This is a genomic window from Faecalicatena contorta (genome assembly GCF_021531895.1).
Taxonomy (GTDB): domain Bacteria; phylum Bacillota; class Clostridia; order Lachnospirales; family Lachnospiraceae; genus JAFBIX01.
In genome coordinates this window covers 24974-43933 of sequence record NZ_JAFBIX010000017.1, presented here as the reverse complement: position 1 = coordinate 43933, position 18960 = coordinate 24974, and the positions used below count along the sequence as shown (strand labels likewise).

General features: G+C 43.8%; 19 protein-coding genes and 2 tRNA genes. 15 read left to right on the top strand and 6 right to left on the bottom strand.

Annotated features, from left to right (window positions below; genetic code table 11):
* The first annotated feature begins 18 nt into the window (after positions 1-18).
* The 12 genes from JQM81_RS08195 to thiM all read left to right on the top strand — a co-directional run bounded on the left by JQM81_RS08195 (position 19) and on the right by thiM (position 10823).
* Positions 19-228 carry a HypC/HybG/HupF family hydrogenase formation chaperone gene (locus JQM81_RS08195; protein WP_235233028.1) on the top strand — a complete coding sequence of 70 codons (210 nt, stop codon included), beginning with the start codon at positions 19-21 and terminating at the stop codon, positions 226-228.
* Positions 228-1274, top strand: coding sequence for a hydrogenase formation protein HypD (hypD, locus tag JQM81_RS08190; protein ID WP_235233027.1), 1047 nt, complete (start codon positions 228-230; stop codon positions 1272-1274). Before JQM81_RS08195 ends, hypD begins: the two co-directional genes overlap by 1 nt.
* Before the next feature lie 69 nt (positions 1275-1343).
* Positions 1344-2363: a hydrogenase expression/formation protein HypE gene (gene hypE / locus JQM81_RS08185; protein WP_235233026.1), complete on the top strand. Its 1020-nt coding sequence runs from the start codon at positions 1344-1346 to the stop codon at positions 2361-2363.
* 55 nt (positions 2364-2418) lie between these two features.
* Positions 2419-2691 carry a TM1266 family iron-only hydrogenase system putative regulator gene (locus tag JQM81_RS08180; RefSeq protein WP_235233025.1) on the top strand — a complete coding sequence of 91 codons (273 nt, stop codon included), beginning with the start codon at positions 2419-2421 and terminating at the stop codon, positions 2689-2691.
* 1 nt (position 2692) lies between these two features.
* Positions 2693-3460 carry a nitrogenase iron protein NifH gene (locus JQM81_RS08175; protein WP_235233024.1) on the top strand — a complete coding sequence of 256 codons (768 nt, stop codon included), beginning with the start codon at positions 2693-2695 and terminating at the stop codon, positions 3458-3460.
* Positions 3454-4782: a nitrogenase component 1 gene (locus JQM81_RS08170; RefSeq protein ID WP_235233023.1), complete on the top strand. Its 1329-nt coding sequence runs from the start codon at positions 3454-3456 to the stop codon at positions 4780-4782. The genes JQM81_RS08175 and JQM81_RS08170 overlap by 7 nt, the downstream gene beginning before the upstream one ends.
* Complete coding sequence (locus JQM81_RS08165) at positions 4779-5909, top strand: nitrogenase component 1 (protein WP_235233022.1); 1131 nt, start codon at positions 4779-4781, stop codon at positions 5907-5909. The genes JQM81_RS08170 and JQM81_RS08165 overlap by 4 nt, the downstream gene beginning before the upstream one ends.
* A gap of 161 nt (positions 5910-6070) precedes the next feature.
* Positions 6071-6814, top strand: coding sequence for a nickel pincer cofactor biosynthesis protein LarB (larB, locus tag JQM81_RS08160; protein WP_235233021.1), 744 nt, complete (start codon positions 6071-6073; stop codon positions 6812-6814).
* Positions 6814-8175: a nickel pincer cofactor biosynthesis protein LarC gene (gene larC / locus JQM81_RS08155; protein ID WP_235233020.1), complete on the top strand. Its 1362-nt coding sequence runs from the start codon at positions 6814-6816 to the stop codon at positions 8173-8175. The genes larB and larC overlap by 1 nt, the downstream gene beginning before the upstream one ends.
* On the top strand, positions 8172-9020 hold the full coding sequence (gene larE / locus JQM81_RS08150; protein WP_235233019.1) for an ATP-dependent sacrificial sulfur transferase LarE: 849 nt from the start codon (positions 8172-8174) through the stop codon (positions 9018-9020). The genes larC and larE overlap by 4 nt, the downstream gene beginning before the upstream one ends.
* 440 nt (positions 9021-9460) lie before the next feature.
* Entirely contained in the window at positions 9461-10015 is a 555-nt protein-coding gene (gene thiW / locus JQM81_RS08145; RefSeq protein WP_235233018.1) for an energy coupling factor transporter S component ThiW, read from the top strand.
* Positions 9978-10823, top strand: coding sequence for a hydroxyethylthiazole kinase (gene thiM, locus JQM81_RS08140; protein WP_235233017.1), 846 nt, complete (start codon positions 9978-9980; stop codon positions 10821-10823). The genes thiW and thiM overlap by 38 nt, the downstream gene beginning before the upstream one ends.
* Here thiM and JQM81_RS08135 read toward each other — a convergent pair.
* From JQM81_RS08135 to JQM81_RS08110, 6 genes are all read right to left on the bottom strand, one after another.
* Positions 10787-11497 (bottom strand): response regulator, encoded by a 711-nt coding sequence (locus JQM81_RS08135; RefSeq protein WP_235233016.1) that lies wholly within the window; start codon positions 11495-11497, stop codon positions 10787-10789. The genes thiM and JQM81_RS08135 overlap by 37 nt on opposite strands.
* Positions 11490-13079, bottom strand: coding sequence for an ATP-binding protein (locus JQM81_RS08130; RefSeq protein WP_235233015.1), 1590 nt, complete (start codon positions 13077-13079; stop codon positions 11490-11492). The genes JQM81_RS08135 and JQM81_RS08130 overlap by 8 nt, the downstream gene beginning before the upstream one ends.
* A 225-nt stretch (positions 13080-13304) precedes the next feature.
* On the bottom strand, positions 13305-13952 hold the full coding sequence (locus JQM81_RS08125; RefSeq protein ID WP_235233014.1) for a potassium channel family protein: 648 nt from the start codon (positions 13950-13952) through the stop codon (positions 13305-13307).
* A gap of 10 nt (positions 13953-13962) precedes the next feature.
* Positions 13963-15291, bottom strand: a complete 1329-nt coding sequence (locus JQM81_RS08120; RefSeq protein WP_235233013.1) for a TrkH family potassium uptake protein — start codon at positions 15289-15291, stop codon at positions 13963-13965.
* 245 nt (positions 15292-15536) lie between these two features.
* Positions 15537-15622 (bottom strand) — tRNA-Ser (locus tag JQM81_RS08115).
* A 398-nt stretch (positions 15623-16020) separates the two neighbouring features.
* Positions 16021-16875: a pyridoxamine kinase gene (locus JQM81_RS08110; protein WP_235233012.1), complete on the bottom strand. Its 855-nt coding sequence runs from the start codon at positions 16873-16875 to the stop codon at positions 16021-16023.
* Between the two features lie 172 nt (positions 16876-17047).
* Here JQM81_RS08110 and JQM81_RS08105 point away from each other — a divergent pair.
* The 3 genes from JQM81_RS08105 to JQM81_RS08095 all read left to right on the top strand — a co-directional run bounded on the left by JQM81_RS08105 (position 17048) and on the right by JQM81_RS08095 (position 18721).
* Positions 17048-17121: transfer RNA gene (locus tag JQM81_RS08105), tRNA-Arg, on the top strand.
* A gap of 106 nt (positions 17122-17227) precedes the next feature.
* Positions 17228-17383 carry a hypothetical protein gene (locus tag JQM81_RS08100; RefSeq protein ID WP_235233011.1) on the top strand — a complete coding sequence of 52 codons (156 nt, stop codon included), beginning with the start codon at positions 17228-17230 and terminating at the stop codon, positions 17381-17383.
* Positions 17384-17467: 84 nt separating this feature from the next.
* Complete coding sequence (locus tag JQM81_RS08095) at positions 17468-18721, top strand: 6-phosphofructokinase (RefSeq protein ID WP_235233010.1); 1254 nt, start codon at positions 17468-17470, stop codon at positions 18719-18721.
* The last annotated feature ends 239 nt before the right edge of the window (positions 18722-18960 follow it).

Here is an 18960-nt window from a genome sequence, read left to right as displayed (position 1 = left end):
AGATGGAGGAGAAGGAATATGTGTGTTGGATTATCTGCAAAGGTAGTAAAGATCGGTGACGGAGTTGCAATTGTAGACGCTGACGGTGCTAAGAGAGAAGTATCTGCTCAGTTGATCGAAGACCTGGAGCCCGGTGAATATGTTATGGTTCATGCCGGAGTTGCAATTGCAAGAATTACCGATGAGGATGAGAGCGAGACCGATCAGTTGATGGAGGAATTACTGTAATGGGGGAAGAGAAGAAGAAAACAGCAAAAGAGATAATTGAGACCTATGACGGACCACCGCTTCGAATTATGGAAGTCTGTGGAACCCATACCCATGAAAATTTCCGGCTGGGTATTCGTAAGCTTTTGCCGGAACAGGTGGAACTAATCTCGGGACCGGGATGTCCGGTATGTGTCACACCGGTTGGATTTATTGATGAGGCCGTCTATCTGGCATTAGAGCGAGGCGTTACCATCTGTACATTCGGGGATCTGGTCCGGGTTCCGGGAACCGAGATGAGTCTGGCAGGAGCAAGAGCCAAAGGAGCGAAGATTCATATCGTCTATTCCCCGGCGGATGCAGAGAAATATGCAGTGGAACACCCGGAAGAACAGGTGGTATTCCTGTCAGTCGGATTTGAGACGACTACGCCGGCTGGATGTTTGTCTGTGAAGCAGGCAAAGAAAGACGGAATCCAGAATTACTCACTGCTCGTAGCGAATAAGACCATGCCGGGTGCCTATGCGGCTTTAAAGGGAAGTGCGGATGTCTTCTTATATCCTGGTCATGTCAATGCGATTACGGGAACCGAGTTATGCGAATCGCTGGTTCAGGAAGGAGTCAGCGGTGTGGTTGCAGGATTTACGGCGAAAGAGCTTCTGACTGCATTGGCAGTATCTCTGGTCAAGTATCAGGAAGGAAAACCATTCTTTATGAACTGCTATCCAAGGGTTGTGACCAGAGAAGGAAGCCGAGAGGCACAGGCATTAGTCGCTGAACTTATGGAATCCTGTGATTCAGAATGGCGTGGACTGGGAGTAATCCCGGATTCTGGCCTTCAGTTAAAAGAAGAGTGGCAGGATTATGATGCACGAAAGAAATATCAGATGCCTAAGATAGAAGGAAAACCGAATCCGGCCTGTCGCTGCGGAGATGTACTGCAGGGAAAATGCAAGCCATCCGACTGCAAAGTATTTGCCAAAGGCTGTACTCCGCAACACCCCATCGGAGCCTGTATGGTATCCAACGAAGGAGCATGCTCTGCATTCTACATGTATGGGATCTGATGACCTATGTACCTGCAGAATGCCAATGAAATAGAACGGACAAAAGTAGAGAGGAAGTAAAGAATCAAGATGGATAAATCAATCAACAATCAAACAGTAACCATGGCTCATGGAGCTGGAGGAAAGCAGACTTCTGAGCTGATCGATCAGGTCTTCAAGGCACATTTTGCAAACCCGGATCTTACGGCTGATGATGCAGCAGTGCTTGTGCCGCCTACAGGAAAGATGGCGGTATCAACGGATGGTTTTATCGTATCACCGGCATTTTTCCCGGGAGGAAATATCGGTAAGCTGTCCATCTGTGGAACAGTCAATGATCTGGCATGTATGGGGGCAAAACCATTATATCTGACCTGTGCCTTTGTCATTGAAGAAGGATTTCCGATGGAGAAGCTGGAAGAGATTGCCGCTGCGATGGAAAAGACGGCCAAAGAAGCAGGCGTCAGGATCGTATCCGGCGATACGAAGGTAGCCGGAAAAGGGCAGGTGGATGGTATCTTTATTACCACAACCGGTGTGGGACAGATTGAAGAAGGCGTCTGCACATCTGGAGATCTGGCGAAACCGGGAGATGCGATCATTGTGACCGGAGATGTGGGAAGACATGGATGTACCATTCTGCTGGCAAGGGAAGATTTTGGAATTGAAGCGGATGTAACCAGTGACTGTGCTCCTTTGTGGGGAACGGTCAAGTCCGTGATGGACGCAACCCATGATATTCATGTAATCCGTGATGCGACTCGCGGCGGAGTAGGAACGGTTCTCTATGAGATTGCCGGACAGAGTAATGTGGGGATTCGCCTGGATGCTTCCAAAGTTCCGGTTGCACCGGAAGTCAAGGGTGTATGTGGAATGTTAGGCCTGGAACCATTGTATCTGGCGTGTGAAGGACGTTTGGTCATCATGGCACCAAAGGAAGTAGCACCGAAGATTGTAGAAGTATTAAAGGAATGTCCATATTCACAGAATGCTGCCATTATCGGGGAAGTGACAGAAGAACAGCCGGGACGTGTTGTCATGACAACGGAGATTGGAACACAGGCACTTCTTCCGCAGCCGGGCGGAGAGCTTCTGCCACGTATCTGTTAGAAGAATCCGTTGAAAAGAAGCAAGAGGTATTAGAGATGTGCAGAAGGGGACGAATATGGATACAAGAGTTGCAGTGATTTCTATCATTGTAGAAAATGAAAATGTAATAGAAGAGTTGAATCATCTGCTTCATGCAGAAGGGAAATATATCATTGGAAGAATGGGAATTCCTTACCGCGAGAAAGGAATCAATATTATCAGTATCGCAATTGATGCACCCCAGGATATCATCAGTGCATTGTCCGGGAAGATAGGGCGGCTCCGTGGGGTGACTGCGAAGACTGCATATTCCAATGTGATTACAAAGGATGGAAAATCGGAGGAATGATATGATCAAAATTGCAGTTTATGGAAAAGGCGGCATCGGCAAGTCAACAACGGTTTCAAATGTGGCGGCAGTTTTGGCAGAGCAGGGACTGAAAGTCATGCAGATCGGCTGTGATCCGAAAGCGGATTCCACGCTTCAGCTTCGCCAGGGGCAGCCGGTTCCTACGGTGCTGGAATTATATCAGCAGAAAAAGAATCATTTTCAGCTGGAAGATATGGTCAGAATCGGTTATAACGGTGTAGTCTGTGTGGAAGCAGGCGGCCCGACTCCCGGTCTTGGCTGTGCGGGACGCGGAATCATTACAGCATTGGAAAAATTAAAAGAAAAAGGCGCTTATGAAACTTATCAGCCGGATGTTGTGTTCTATGATGTTCTGGGAGATGTGGTCTGCGGCGGATTCTCTATGCCGATGCGAAAAGGCTATGCGGATAAGGTATTTATCATAACCTCTGGAGAAAATATGGCCATTCACGCTGCGGCCAATATTGCGATGGCCGTAGAGAACTTTAAGAATCGCGGATATGCCTCTCTGGGAGGGATTATTCTAAATCGCAGAAATGTTAAACGAGAAGAGGAAAAAGTGGCAGAGCTGGCCGAAGATTTTCAGACAGAAGTAATCGGGACGCTGTCCAGAAGTGAGCAGGTACCGATGGCAGAAGAACAGGGAAAGATTCTATTGGAATGTTATCCGGACAGTGACATGGCAGAAGAGTATCGTGTATTGGCGCGTCAGATTCTGGCAGCATGTCAGAAGGAGGAATTATGTTAAAGCGAGTGGGAGAATCTATTGATACGGAAGGTGCGGTAACGACGATCAAGGATGCTGCATTTCCGGCTCCATTTGCTTCTGAACTGGAATTCAATTCGCCGGTTCACGGCAACTGGAATATTGTCCACACTGGAATGCAGCTTCCGGAATCGAGGCAGATCTATGTATGTGCTGATAACTGTATGCGTGGTGTGGTACTGACGGCAGCAGAGATGAATGCGGCAGACCGGTTTTCCTTTGTGATTGTGGAAGAGGAGAATCTTCTGAATGGTAATCTGGAAGATGTGACCATAGAAGGTGTGACGGATGTAATTAAGAAGCTACCGGAATATCCGAAGGCAGTTCTTTTATTTACTGTATGCCTTCATCATTTTCTGGGCTGTGATCTGGACCGGGTCTATCAGGAATTAGAAGAACGATTCCCGGAGATTGTATTTATTCGTTGCTATATGGATCCGATCATGCAGAAGACTGGGCTTACGCCAGACCAGAAGTTAAGAAAAGCAATGTATGACCCCTTACCGGAACGAACGCCAGAGCCGAAGAGTGTAAGTCTTCTGGGCAGTGATTTTGCATTGGATGAGACGGCGGATATTCCGCGATTTCTTAAAGAGCATGGATATGCAGTAAGAGAACTTCCGGCCTGCAAGACATGGGAGGAATATCTGGAGTTAAGTGCTTCTGAGTTGTTCGTATCTTTCTATCCTCCGGGACGTTACGGTGCAGAGGTACAGGCAGAGCGACTGGGAAGAAAGCACTTGTATCTGCCGGCATGTTTTGGGTATGATGAGATTACGCAGCACATGAATGAACTTGCAGATGCATTACATTTACCACCAATTGATGCGAAAGATGAGATTGCAGCATGTGAAAGAGCATTGGAACAGGCACATCGGGAGATTGGCGATACGCCGATAGCGATTGATTATCTGTTCCATCCAAGACCGCTTGGGCTGGCAAGATTGTTGATCTCACACGGATTTGTGGTGGAAACCGTCTACCTGGACAGCATCAGCCCAGAGGAAAAAGAAGACTTTGAATGGCTTCGTGAACATGCACCTGGGTTAAAACTTGCGGCAACGATTCAGGTGAAGATGCGCGTGTTGCCAAGAGGCGGAGAGCGAGAAGTGCTGGCAATCGGTCAGAAAGCCGCATGGTTTACCAAAAGCCGGCATTTTGTCAATATGGTTCAAGGCGGCGGCCTGTATGGATTTGACGGAATCCGACAACTTGCGCAGTTGATGACAGAAGCTTTTCGGGAGGAAAAGGATACGGAATCACTGGTAATTCAAAAGGGATGGGGGTGTGATTGCTGCTTATGAGACAATCCTATCGTATTATACCGGTTTATACAGCCGATGTATCAGGCGTATGCTCGGCATTATATGAACTGGGCGGTATGACAGTCATGCATGACCCGTCCGGTTGCAATTCTACTTATAATACACATGATGAGATCCGCTGGTATGATCAGGACAGTCTGATCTATATCTCAGGATTAACGGAGATTGACGCCATTCTTGGAAATGATGAGAAATTTCTTCATGATATTAGAACGGCGGCCGAAGAGCTGCACCCTAAGTTTCTCGCTCTGGCAGGTTCTCCGATTCCCTTCATGAATGGAACGGATTTCCCGGCGTTAGCGCAGATTCTGGAAGAAGAAACAGGCATTCCTTCCTTTTCCGTTCCGACAAACGGGATGCATGATTATGTATATGGCGCAGGAATTGCTTTGGCTGAGATTGCAGAGCGCTTTACAGATTCTGAAAAGCGATGTACCAGTCCACGGAGTCTAAATGTTCTGGGGGTGACACCGTTGGATTTTGGGCCAATTTCACATGTAAAACGATTCATAGAAAGCCTGGAACAGTCTGGGTGGGAGGTGTTGTCTACCTGGGCCATGGGGGATGATCTGGATGCTCTGGCGCGAGCATCAGAAGCGGCTGTGAATCTGGTGGTTTCTTCCGTTGGTCTTCGCGTGGCGAAGGTCTTAGAGCAAAAGTTTGGGACACCTTATGTGGTCGGGACCCCGGTGGGAGATTTTACAGAAGACTTGTCAAAGGCACTGGAACAGGCCGTAGAGAGTGGAAAAATGTCGGTAGCTTACCTTGACAGAAGACTGTCAGGTGATGCTGAGATTACACTGATCGGAGAACCTGTTACGATGGGATCTCTGGCTGCGGCAATCGAACGTAAGACAAGGCAGCCAGTTCGTGTATTATGTCCATTGGAAGAGACCGATGGTTTACTGGCACCTAAAGATCTAGTGATTCGTGGAGAAGAAGAGGCAGAAGAACGGTTGAAAGATGCAAAAGTCATTGTTGCAGACCCACTCTATCGGCCGATTTGTCCGGCAAAGAGCCGATTTTACGAATTGCCTCACATTGCATTTTCCGGGCGGATCTACCTGAAGAGACTGACTGCTCTGGTAGATCTTTGCAAAGAATAAATAAATAGGATGGGATTGTTTTATGCAGCCCATCCTGTTTTTTTTAGTTTTTCAAAAGTTGGAATGGTACTTCCTAAAATTGACCTCCTGTGATATAATCGAATGTAGTCTGGAAGGATAGATAGCGATGATCCGAATATGTTACAGCAATGGAGGCAAGAATGGATACGCATGAGATATTGATGAAATTGAAAAATGGAGAGTTGTCTGTGGAAGAAGCAGAAGGACATCTTAGAAGGCAGCCGTTCGAAGAACTGGGATATGCCAAGATTGATACCCATCGGAAACTGCGCTCTGGTTTCCCAGAGGTCGTATTCTGCAGTGGAAAGGCAGACGAGCATCTTCTTGAAATCTTTGGGAAAATATATGAAATGGAGGGAGAAGTGTTCGGGACCAGAGCGTCTCAGAGACAGTATGAGCTATTAAAAGAAAGATATCCGGATGTTCAGTATGATACCGTGTCCGGAATCATCAAAATTGAGAATCCGGGGAAAGAAAAACAGGGATGTATTACCGTATGTACCGCAGGAACTTCAGACATTGCAGTGGCGGAAGAAGCTGCCCAGACAGCGGAATACTTTGGCTCTTATGTAGAGCGTGTATATGATGTGGGCGTCAGCGGCCTGCACCGGCTGCTTGCGAATCTGGATACGATTCAGAAGGCCAATTGTATCATTGCGGTGGCTGGAATGGAAGGAGCCCTGGCAAGTGTCATTGGAGGTCTGGTGGATAAGCCGGTCATTGCCGTTCCGACTTCTGTCGGGTATGGAGCGAATTTAAAGGGGCTGTCAGCATTACTGACCATGATTAATTCCTGTGCCAATGGAATTGCGGTCGTAAATATTGATAATGGCTATGGAGCAGGATATATTGCATCACAGATTAACAGATTGGGGGAACGGTAATGGGTAAGACACTATATTTAGAATGCTACAGTGGAATCAGCGGCGATATGACGGTCGGTGCTTTATTGGACCTTGGTGCGGATCCAGAGATTTTGAAAGAGCAGCTTAGAAGCCTTCCGGTGGAAGGATTTGATGTACAGATCAGCCGCGTGAAAAAGTCGGGCCTGGATGCCTGCGATTTTCGAGTTATCTTAGATAAAGAGCATGAAAACCATGATCATGATAATGGATATCTTTATGGTCATGATGACATGCAGATACATACACATGAGCATGGTGAACATATACACAGCCATGAAGAACATGAACATGTTCATGGAACACATGAGCACAGTCATGAAGGACATACCCATGATCACGGCCATGAAGGTCACGAACATCATCATACACATGAGCATCGTGGGCTTCCAGAGATTCTGGATATCATCTGGCATTCTGGAATTACGGAACATGCCAAAAAGATTGCGGTTGATATTTTTGAAGTACTGGCAGAGGCAGAAGCAAAAGCTCACGGCACCACACTGGAAGAAGTGCATTTTCATGAAGTGGGAGCAGTCGATTCCATTGTGGATATTGTAGCGGCTGCCGTATGCCTGGACAATCTTGATGTTACAGAAGTTATTGTACCTGAGTTGTATGAAGGGCGTGGAACCATCCGCTGCCAGCATGGCGTGATTCCGGTGCCGGTTCCGGCAGTGCTGAATATTGCGCAGCAGCATGGACTTACGCTGCATATCACAGAGACGGAAGCAGAACTGGTGACTCCGACCGGAGCAGCGATTGTGGCGGCAGTACGGACTTCGGATCATCTTCCGGGAAAGTATAAGATTCGAAGAATCGGAATGGGAGCCGGCAAACGTGATTACGGAAGGACCAGTATTCTGCGGGGAATGTTGATTGAGCCGGAATCCGAAGAAGCAGATTATATCTACAAATTAGAGACGAATCTGGATGACTGTACGCCAGAGGCGCTGGGGCATGTAATGGAGCGTCTGTTCAAAGCCGGAGCCAGAGACGTGCATTATATTCCGGTATTTATGAAGAAGAACCGTCCGGCATATCAGATGAATGTAATCTGCAGTGAAGAAGATGTACCAAAGATGGAAGAGATCATCTTCCATGAGACAACGACGATTGGGATTCGCAGGGTGAAGATGGAGCGGACGGTCATGCAAAGAGAAATCTGCACAGTACGGACTTCTCTTGGAGAGGCAAAGGTCAAGGTCTGCAGATTAGAAGGATATGTCCGGGTGTATCCAGAATATGAAAGTGTCACTGCAATCTGCAGGGAAAAGGGACTCTCTTATCAGGAAGTTTGGAGCAGAGTCCGCCATGAGGCAGAAGATGAGGTGTTGTCATGAGTCCATCCGTTTTATGCTATGAAGAGAAAAAAGAGAAGCTAAAGCATCAGTTGGAGGAATATGCCAAAGAAGATCTGGTCGTAGCCTTTTCCGGAGGTGTGGACAGCAGCCTGATCTTAAAAATCGCCTGTGAAGCTGCCAGGAAGACCGGGCGAAAGGTTTATGGGATTCTGTTTCACGCAATGATGCATCCGTCCGGCGAGATTGACGGTGCCAGGACGGTGGCCGAAGAGGTGGGGGCTGTCTTTCATGTATTGGAAATGGATGAATTGAACGGAGCAGATATCCAGGATAATCCGGTAGACCGTTGTTATCGTTGTAAGAAATATCTCTTTCAGGAACTGAAAAAAGAAGCAGAAAGACTTGGCGTTCGCAAGATCCTTGAAGGGACAAATGAAGATGATCTGCATGTATATCGGCCGGGGATCCGGGCAATCCATGAACTGGGGATGATAAGTCCGCTGGCAGATGCAGGACTTACCAAAGAAGAGGTGCGCAGAATGGCAAAAGAGTATGGAATCTCTGTTGCGAAGAAGCCATCCAGCCCATGTCTTGCTACCAGATTTCCTTATGGAACGAGACTGTCATATGAAGCGATGCGTAAGGTGGAGCAAGGAGAAGCGTATCTAAGATCACAGGGATTTTATAATGTAAGACTTCGGGTACATGGAGAGATCGCCCGAATCGAAGTAGATAAAGAGAATATGAAACGTGTGATAGAACAGGGAGATGCCATTACAGAATATCTGAAAAAACTGGGATATACATATATTACATTAGATATGGAAGGATTTCGCTCGGGAAGCATGGATGTGTGGATAGAACAGAAGGATAATCAGGAATAGATTCATCTGGAGAATTTACAGAATTCAACAGTCCAGACATTGCATAGATACTATACACTTGATTGTATGTTATGCAATGTCTGGACTGTTGCACGACGTTGGCTTATTCAATTTTTTTCTCCTTATCTGTTCACATCAAAAATTTCGATTCTGATCAATGCGATTACCCCAAGTGAAAGCTCTCATAATATTCTGCCAAGAACGCTTCTAATTTCTTCAACATAATTAACATCTCCTTTTCTTTTTCTTGTTGATATCTTGTTCCTCTTTCTGATTATAATTTAACATTCTTTTGAAAAAAATGGAAATACATATAATAGACGTCTTGTGATACCTTATAAGTATAATAGAAATGGCAGATATGGCGTTCTGTTTGACATAGCGGGGAAAACGTGCTAGGATGCAAATGATTATTGAATCAGTAGAAAGGGAATGAGTTCATGACAAAGACAAGAGTAGATGTGTTTCGTATGGTAATGTTAGCAATGATGGTAGCGATTGGAGTCGTTATTTCACCAATTCTTAGAGTAGAAGGAATGTGTCCGACAGCACATCTGATCAATATTGTATGTTCTGTATTGATGGGACCGTGGTATTCTTTGTTATGTGCAACTTTAATCGGAATCATCCGTATGATGTTTATGGGGATTCCGCCACTTGCACTTACAGGAGCAGTATTTGGTGCCTTTTTATCTGGTGTGTTTTATCGATTATCTAAAGGAAAGATAATCTGTGCAGTTATAGGAGAGGTGTTTGGGACTGGAATTATCGGTTCTATCGTCTCTTATCCGGTAATGGCTTTTCTGATGGGAAGAGATGGATTGACAGCCTTTTATTATACACCGATGTTTCTGGGGGCAACTTTGATGGGTGGTACCGTAGCATACTTTTTCTTAAAAGCATTGAGCCGTGCCGGACTGCTTGTCAAATTCCAGCAGAGTTTAGGAGGTCCGGTATATGACAGAAAGCATAAAATGGCTGCAGAACCAAACTAAGAGGTGCAGGCCTTTAATTCATTGTATCACGAATCCCATCTCTATTCATGACTGCGCAAATGTGATACTGGCAGCAGGAGGACGGCCGATCATGGCAGAACATCCTCGTGAAGTAGCTCAGATTACGGCGAGTGCTGATGCATTGATGCTGAATCTGGGAAATATAACGGATGCCAGAATGGAGTCAATGAAGATAGCGTTAAAAACAGCGAAAGAGCGATCTATACCAGTGTTATTAGATCTGGTGGGTGTAGCCTGCAGTGATCTTCGAATGGCATATGTAAAAGAATTGTTCACAATAGGTTATCCGGCTATCTTGAAGGGAAATATGTCGGAGATTCTGGCGATGGCCGGAAGACCGTCGCACAGCATTGGGATTGATGCCGGAAAAGAGGATGCACTGACAGAGGCTAACAGAGAACAAGTCCTTCAGACCTTGCATGAGTTTTCTATAAAAACAGGTACGGTTATTCTGGCAAGTGGAAAAGAAGATCTGATCGTGGGTGGACATCGTGCATATCTGATTGCAAATGGTGATCCGATGTTATCCGAGATTACAGGAACGGGCTGTATGTTGGGAGCTTTGTGTACGGCTTTCCTGGCATCTGACAGGGAAGAAGGAATTCATGCAGCTGTGCTGGCAGCTGCGTCTATGGGAATTGTCGGAGAACTTGCGGCAAAGGAATGCCCTGGAACTGGAACGTTTCAGGTAAGACTGCTGGACTGCCTGTATCAGCTCGATGAAGAGCTGATGACAGACAAGGCAAGAATCTATGATTTGTCGGATTCTACTTTGAGCATCCGATAACCAATACCAATATGCGTCTGAATATACTGGGGAGAGCCGGGGGCACTCTCCAGTTTTTTTCTAAGGGTTGCCATGAATACACGTAAGGATGCCACGTCATTTTCCCAACAGCTTCCCCATACGCTTTGGGTAATGAACTTGTGGGTCAGGACTTTACCAGTGTTTTGTGCCAAAAGACAGAGAAGTTTGTATTCAATGGGTGTCAGATGAAGTTCTTCATCGCCAAGATATGCACAGTTTGCCGCATAGTCGATTCGAAGCTGTCCATTTACGAAGATGGCCTGCTGTGAATTATTGTTTTGCATGAGGGCAAGGCGTCTCTGAGTCACACGCAGTCTGGCCAACAGTTCATCGACGGAAAATGGTTTGGTCAGATAATCATCGGCACCGGCATCCAAAGCATCGATTTTGTCAGTATCTTCACTTCTCGCACTGACAACAATAATTGGAGTGTTAGACCAGCTACGGATACGGGTGATGACCTCGACACCGTCAATGTCCGGCAGTCCCAGATCCAGAAGGATGATATCCGGATTGTGGGAAGCAGCCTCCATCACAGCATCTTCTCCGTTCTCTGCGGTGATAAAACGATAATCATGTGCTTTTAATGTGGTAGTGATCAGATTGCGTACAGGAGCATCATCTTCCACTACAAGTATCTGAATTTTATTCATGTAATACAATCTCCTCTCTTGGAAGGGTAAAGCGGAAGATTGCACCATGCGGCAGATTATCTTCCACATGAATGGTTCCGCCATGGGCTTCCACAATGGCTTTGCACAGAAACAGGCCCAGCCCCACACTGCGCCGGCTGTCAGCAATTTTATTCGATCCGCAGTAGAATTTATCAAAGATCTTATCTTTGTCTTCCTCAGAGATTCCGGGCCCATTATCGGCAACAGAGATTTCAGCCATGCTGCCGGTCGTGCGAGCGGAGATTGTGATAGAAGAATTCTGCGGAGTATATTTTATAGCATTATCTACAAGGTTTGCAATGACCTGTACGATCAGTTTAGTGTCAGCCTTTACCAGGATCAGATCATCCTTACAATCGACGGTCAGATGGTGCTGCTGAAGTTTACGGCTACTGTACTGTACAACTTCTTCTATGATATCACTCAAAAGTTCCGTAGTGACACGAAGGGTCATGCGTCCCTCCTCTATTCTTGTGGCAGATAAAAGATTTTCGACCAGATTGATCAGCCACATAGAATCTGTATAAATATCCTCGTAAAGCTTTTGCTTCGTTTCTTCATCAAAATGACTTCCGTTGCTTATCAGATTACTGGCATTTCCGGAGATGGAAGTCAGAGGGGTCCTAAGATCGTGAGAAATCGTACGAAGCAGATTTGCCCGAAGCTGCTCACTTTTTGCCAGGATCGCAGCAGCTTCTTTTTCACGGATATTTTTTTCGTTTTCCAATGCCAGTGCACATTCACTTAAGATAGAAAGAAGGATACTGTGTTCAGAAGTATCTTGCAGATTATTTCCTATGTCAATCCCAATAACTCCATAGATACGGTCATTGACACGAAGCGCAAGATAGAAGAATCTGGAATCAGAAAAAAGCTTTGTAGTCGCCCCTGCAGAATGATTGTGCTTTAATACCCATTCTGCTGCGCTTGTCTCGATCTCTTTATTATAAGATGGAAAGTCCTTCCCATTTGCCGGAAATGTATGAAGCGTGGACAATTTTCCGCCTGAAGCCTCAAAAATAATGATATTACGGTTGGTAAGCTTGATAATCTGTGTTGCTGTAACCGTCAGAATCTGCACTTTATCATTGGCTTTTGCCAGGAGCTGATCTGTATCCAGAAGGATTCTTGTACGCTGCGCACTTTTCGAAGACTGTTCTGCCTGTTCCTTATATCGGATAGCCAGAATTCCGGTGAGAAATGCTGTCAGAAACATGACCACAAACGTAATCGGATAGCCGGTATCATAAGCCGCGAAAGAAAAGCGGGGAACGATAAACAGATAGTTGAAGATAAATACACTGGCAATCGATGAGACTAGACTGTATACCCAGTGGAAAGTAGCAATAGAAGTCAGAAGAACTCCCAGAATATATACCATAATGATGTTCGAATCTGTGAATCCCAGACGATGGAATAAAAGGCACAAAAGAGTAGCACCCAACAAAATAACAACACTTTTGGCAGCATTTTCCAGAATGCTGATAAACTGTTTTTTCTTGTTTGTTCTGGCAGAATATGAGGTGTTAATTGTTATATCTTTATCCATAGTCTGATTCATGATTCATGTCCTCCGATATGTAGTATCCATTGTAGCACAGGCAGATGCAATTATCTACCTAGAGTTTCTGAATCATGCTTGTCCGTAATCTGCGATTGATTTTCTGTAAGAAATTCATCGATTTGTTTCATAATAAAGTATCCGAATGAAAAAAGAGCGATTATCAGGATGATAAGAAACAGTTCTTTCATAGGATTACCACCTCCTCAAAAGGGCAGCGAAGAATCAGATATGAAAATATTTCTGAATCGTCTTTAAATGTCCAAGCACAAGAATCGAGTTTTCTTCCGTCAGAAATGTATCCGGTGTGATGTTCATATCCATTTTTCCGTTTACTCTGATTCCAAGAATATTCAGCCCGTATTTTTTACGGATATCTATTTGTAATACCGTCTTGTTGCACCATTCTTTTGGAATTGCCAGCTCGAAGATGGAGTAGTCACCATCTAGATCAATATAATCAAGAATATAATCCGAGGTACAACGGATTGCCGTCCATGCAGCTAATTGTTTCTCGGGATATACAACTTTATCTGCCCCATTTCGCAGTAAAAACTTTTCGTGTACACCGGTAGAGGCCCTGGCAATGACCTTTTTTGCTCCTAATTCTTTTAATAGAGAAGTTGTTTCCAATGAATTCTGAAAATTATCCCCGATGGCCACGATACATACATCAAAATTACGAATCCCCAATGTAGAAAGAAATTCTTCATTCGTACTGTCACCGATCAAAGCATTCGTAACGTAGGGAAGGATAGCGTTGATTCGCTCTTCATTATCATCAATTGCCATTACTTCGTGGTTAAAATCATTCAGTTTAAATGCAATATGCCGTCCAAATCTGCCAAGACCGATCAATAATATAGATTTCATAAGTTCCTCCTTATCCGACAGTCAATTTTTCCTGAGGTAATTTTACCGGAGACACACGGCGGTTAGATAAAGCCGCAAAAATTAATGTCAGTCCACCGACTCTGCCCAAATACATCAAGAGAATCAAGATACTATGTGATAATAAACCAAGCTGTGGAGTGATACCAAGCGTCAGTCCGACGGTACCTACAGCCGATGCTGTTTCAAATAAACAGGTCAGTAGAGGAAGATCTTCTACACGACTGATAATAAGCCCTCCACTGAAAAATAAAGTACAATACATGGTCGCAATCGTTATCGTATTACGTACGCCATCTGGAGTGATCCTTCGTCCAAAAAATTGTGTATCTTCATTGTGACGGAAGACAGAGATGGATGTAGACAGCATGACGGCAAGTGTTGTGGTCTTCATTCCACCGGCTGTGGATCCAGGAGAACCACCGATTAGCATTAGAAAAATCATGAGTGCAAGCCCTGCTTCGCTGATCATCGTCAGATCAGTTGTATTAAATCCGGCTGTCCTTGGAGTAACTGCCTGGAATAGAGAGATCCAGATGCGTTCTCCCACAGGCGTATCCGAGAATTCAAAAAAGAAAAAATATAGAGTGGGAAGCAGAATTAAAAATGAAGTCATCATTATGATAATCTTACTCTGCATCCGGTATCTTTTAATATTCAGTTTGTTGATTGTGATATCGTCCCATGTCAGAAAACCAATACCACCAATGATGATCAAAGCCATAATAGTCAGATTGATCACAGGTGTATTGGAAAAATGAGTCAGGGATGAATAAGGAGTTTCACATCCCATCAAATCAAATCCTGCATTACAAAATGCAGAGATAGAATGAAAAACGCTGTACCAGATTCCTTTCAAAGGCCCAAATTCTTTACAGAATGTAGGTGCCATGATAATAGAAGCAATCAGTTCGATTAAAAATGTCGTTTTCAAAATAAAACCAGTCAGCCGAACAATTCCGCCAACTTTGGGTGCGGAGATTGCTTCCTGCATGGTACTTCTCTGCTTCAGACTAATCTTCTTACCGGAAAATATTTCAATAGCTACGGCAAATGTTACGACACCCATACCGCCAATCTGTATCAAAAGAATGATAACCGCCTGTCCGAAAGTGGACCAGTAAGTAGCTGTATCATGAACGACCAGCCCAGTCACACAGGCAGCAGAAGTTGCGGTGAATAAAGCATCTGAAAAAAGTGGACTATGCCCATCCTGTGTGGAAAAAGGCAGCATTAACAATAAAGTTCCTATCAAAATAACGGCAGCAAAGCCAAGAATAATAATCTGTGCGGAAGTAAGTTGCTTTTTTAACTTGCTCATGTATCTATGCCAGCTCCTTAAATACACCAAAATAAAATAAAACAATGGTGTGCGCGTCAGTTTTACCGACACTTTCTTTCAGTATATTTTCGCACCAGTTCCATAAAATATGCATTAGGGCATGAAGTCTGGCATTAAGATTGTATAAAGAAAAAAGAAGGAATATATGGACAAAAAATGGACTTCATATCTTACAGAATCCTGAGATATGAAGTCCAAATATTCCATATAAACAATAGTGAAAACGCAGCAGGAGGGATTTGAACCCCCGGAGCCTTGCGGCTCTTCTGCTTTCGAGGCAGATGCCATCAGCCAACTCGACCACTGCTGCATAATAATTCTTTCTATGAATAGAAAGTACGCATATATCGGTGCGCTTTTTCTATTATAGCATAAAATGACAGAAAGATGGAATACCTAATCTGAAAAACGTTTAGAAAAAGGAAAGAGGCCAGCACATGTGCACTAGCCATTGGAGGGGGATGAAAAAAATCTATATAAATTTTACTAATTGTTAGGCGAAGTCCGGTAACCATACCCTATGATAATAAAAGCACAACCACCGTCTTCTTTAATTGATATCTTTATTATATAAGTGAAATGTGACGGGAATATGTCAAGAACTGGAAAAGTTTATAAAGTTTCTTAAGAAAAACATAAATTGGGGACGTAGTACTTTGCAAAAGTACTACGTCCCCAATTAAAAAATGTGGTGTACCCAAATGAATTTTACCCTGTACCCAAATGACAAAGAAATTGTTCATAATTTACCCCATCGTTGCATGGAACCTGCTCTTTTACGGAATCGGCAAGTGCAAGTTCTAGAAATTCTCCGGCCAGCTGAATTGCGTCAGCAATGGAATCGCCTCTTGCAACTCCGCCGGCAATGCAAGAAGCAAAGAGGTCGCCAGTCCCAGAGTAGCTTCCACCAATGTAGGGAAAAGAAACAAGAAAGGAATCTTTTGCGGTGATATAGAGGTTCCCTATTGCTTTTGTATTATCATCTTTCTGGAAATGTATTCCGGTAACGATAATGTTCTGTGGTCCGGTTTTACAGAGCTGCTGCCCAAGCTCTTGAATCGTGGAAAACAGTTCATCAGAATCTTTCATATGGGTTATGTTTTGATAATTGGCGTCGGTCAACAGACATAATTCTGTGAGATTCGGAGTGATGATATCGGCTCTTTGTACCAGTAGCTGCATTTGTTTTAATAAAGAAGGGGTATACATGGAATAGGTCTGTCCGTCATCCCCCATGACTGGATCCACTAGAAGAAAGGTATCAGGGGTATCAAAGGTATCAATAAAGCGAAAAATCTGGTTGATCTGCGCTACACTGGCAACATATCCAGTGTAGATTCCATCAAAATGTTGCCCCATCTTTTCCCATTCTGAACGAAAATATTCCATCTTATCTGTATAATCATCGCAGTAATAACTGGGATATTCTGTCTGTGCGGTCAATATTGCCGTGGGAAGCGGGCAGGCCTGCACGCCCATAGCAGATAGAACAGATATTGCAGCCGTCAAAGAGCAACGGCCAAATCCTGATAAGTCATTAATAACAGCTATTTTTTTTGTCATAATATGTAAACCTTCCTTAATATTCATGGGTTTATAGTAACACTAATAAGTTAGTTTTGAAAAGGAATGAGAAAAAAATAAAAAGAAAAAAACAAAAAAATCAAAATAAATGTTGACAATGTAGAGAGACTAGGATATAATTTATTTTGCTGTGAAAATGATTCATAGTTGTGTGGGCGTAGCTCAGCTGGATAGAGCGTTTGGCTACGGACCAAAAGGTCGGGGGTTCGAATCCTCTCGCCCACGTTTTCAACCTCTTGCAGAGTTTTGTAAGAGGTTTTTTTGTTATATACTGAAAATGTATGTGACACGGTTTTCAAATTTTATAATAATGTTATCAGGAGGAAATGAAATGGAAAAAATAAAGATAAACTGTGCAGTCTGTAACAATCAGTGTCAAATGGAGGTTGAGATTGAAGATGATGAGGTTGTAGATGTGACAGGAAACGGATGTATGAAGGGATATATCTATGCTCAGAATGAAGCAGTTGTAAATCTGCATAAATAACCAGATTTTTTGTAGACATTTATGTTGAAATATACTAAAATAATAATATCGACAGCAATTTTAAGGAAGGAAGGGAACTAGTTTATGGAAAGAAATGTTATCGTAGGACAGTCAGGAGGCCCTACAGCAGCGATTAACTCAAGTCTTGCAGGAGTTTATCGTACTGCGAAAGATCGTGGAGCTAAGAAAGTGTATGGTATGCTTCATGGAGTAGAAGGATTATTACAAGAGAAGTATATCGATCTTTCTGATCATATCAAGACCGAATTGGATGCAGAATTATTGAAAAGAACACCGGCGGCATTTTTGGGGTCATGCCGCTATAAACTGCCAGAGATTCATGAGAACCGTGAAGTATATGATAAGATCTTTGCAATTCTTGAAAAATTAGATATTGAAGCATTTATTTATATTGGTGGAAATGATTCTATGGACACCATCAAGAAGTTGTCTGATTATGCAATTATTACAGGTTTCCCGACAAGATTCATCGGATGCCCGAAGACAATCGATAATGACCTTGCACTTACAGATCATACACCTGGATATGGAAGTGCAGCGAAGTATATTGGTACTTCAATGAAAGAGATTATCCGTGACAGCTTCTGTCTGGAATATGAAAAAGGTATTGTTACGATCGTAGAGATTATGGGACGTAATGCCGGTTGGCTGACTGGTGCTACAGCTTTGTCAATGGGTGAAGACTGCGAAGGTCCTGATCTGGTATATCTGCCGGAGATTACATTTGATCTTCAGAAATTCAGCGCAAAAGTAAAGGCTCTTCTGAAGAAGAAGACATCCATCGTAGTCGCAGTATCAGAAGGTATCCGTATTGCTGATGGAAGATATGTATGTGAATTGGGTAACAGCATTGACTTCGTTGATGCATTTGGACACAAGCAGTTATCAGGAACAGCATCATATCTTGCAAGCTTCATCGCAGGTGAGATGGGATGTAAGACTCGTGCGATCGAGCTGAGTACATTACAGCGTTCTGCTTCTCATGCAGCATCCCGTGTAGATATTCTGGAAGCATACCAGGTAGGCGGTGCAGCTGTTAAGGCAGCAGATGAAGGAGATTCCGGTAAGATGGTTGTTCTTCAGAGATTATCTGATGATCCATATCAGTGTGGAACAGAAGTGAAAGACGTTCACAAGATCGCTAACGATGAGAAGCTTGTTCCAAGAGAGTGGGTAAATGAAGAAGGTACTTATGTAACCAATGAATTTATTTCTTATGTAAGACCGCTGATTCAGGGAGATGTATCACCGGTTATGGTAGATGGTATTCCAAGACATCTGTATACACCGAAGGAATTAAGCCACAGAACAAAATAAAAGAAGGAATGAGGATGCCTGCTACAAAATAAGGTGACAGGCATCCTTTTTGCAACTATCCATTTGGAGAAAGCTTCCGATAGAAAGTCCTGTAGGCTTCGAAATGTTTCTTAAAATATGGCAAAAGTACTTGCTTTTTGGAAAAGAATCCAGTAATATATGAATCACTCTATAATTCGAAAGAATCTATTTTATTCTCTTAGTTTTATTCTCTTAATCTTATTCAGATATTTATCCAA

Coding starts and splice junctions, on each gene's coding strand:
- JQM81_RS08175 (WP_235233024.1), top strand. CDS start 2,693: ATGATCAAAATTGCAGTTTATGGAAAAGGCGGCATCGGCAAGTCAACA.
- larB (WP_235233021.1), top strand. CDS start 6,071: ATGGATACGCATGAGATATTGATGAAATTGAAAAATGGAGAGTTGTCT.
- JQM81_RS08095 (WP_235233010.1), top strand. CDS start 17,468: ATGGAAAGAAATGTTATCGTAGGACAGTCAGGAGGCCCTACAGCAGCG.
- JQM81_RS08125 (WP_235233014.1), bottom strand. CDS start 13,952: ATGAAATCTATATTATTGATCGGTCTTGGCAGATTTGGACGGCATATT.
- JQM81_RS08195 (WP_235233028.1), top strand. CDS start 19: ATGTGTGTTGGATTATCTGCAAAGGTAGTAAAGATCGGTGACGGAGTT.
- JQM81_RS08130 (WP_235233015.1), bottom strand. CDS start 13,079: ATGAATCAGACTATGGATAAAGATATAACAATTAACACCTCATATTCT.
- JQM81_RS08135 (WP_235233016.1), bottom strand. CDS start 11,497: ATGAATAAAATTCAGATACTTGTAGTGGAAGATGATGCTCCTGTACGC.
- larE (WP_235233019.1), top strand. CDS start 8,172: ATGAGTCCATCCGTTTTATGCTATGAAGAGAAAAAAGAGAAGCTAAAG.
- hypE (WP_235233026.1), top strand. CDS start 1,344: ATGGATAAATCAATCAACAATCAAACAGTAACCATGGCTCATGGAGCT.
- thiW (WP_235233018.1), top strand. CDS start 9,461: ATGACAAAGACAAGAGTAGATGTGTTTCGTATGGTAATGTTAGCAATG.
- larC (WP_235233020.1), top strand. CDS start 6,814: ATGGGTAAGACACTATATTTAGAATGCTACAGTGGAATCAGCGGCGAT.
- JQM81_RS08170 (WP_235233023.1), top strand. CDS start 3,454: ATGTTAAAGCGAGTGGGAGAATCTATTGATACGGAAGGTGCGGTAACG.
- hypD (WP_235233027.1), top strand. CDS start 228: ATGGGGGAAGAGAAGAAGAAAACAGCAAAAGAGATAATTGAGACCTAT.
- JQM81_RS08120 (WP_235233013.1), bottom strand. CDS start 15,291: ATGAGCAAGTTAAAAAAGCAACTTACTTCCGCACAGATTATTATTCTT.
- JQM81_RS08110 (WP_235233012.1), bottom strand. CDS start 16,875: ATGACAAAAAAAATAGCTGTTATTAATGACTTATCAGGATTTGGCCGT.
- JQM81_RS08100 (WP_235233011.1), top strand. CDS start 17,228: ATGGAAAAAATAAAGATAAACTGTGCAGTCTGTAACAATCAGTGTCAA.
- thiM (WP_235233017.1), top strand. CDS start 9,978: ATGACAGAAAGCATAAAATGGCTGCAGAACCAAACTAAGAGGTGCAGG.
- JQM81_RS08165 (WP_235233022.1), top strand. CDS start 4,779: ATGAGACAATCCTATCGTATTATACCGGTTTATACAGCCGATGTATCA.
- JQM81_RS08180 (WP_235233025.1), top strand. CDS start 2,419: ATGGATACAAGAGTTGCAGTGATTTCTATCATTGTAGAAAATGAAAAT.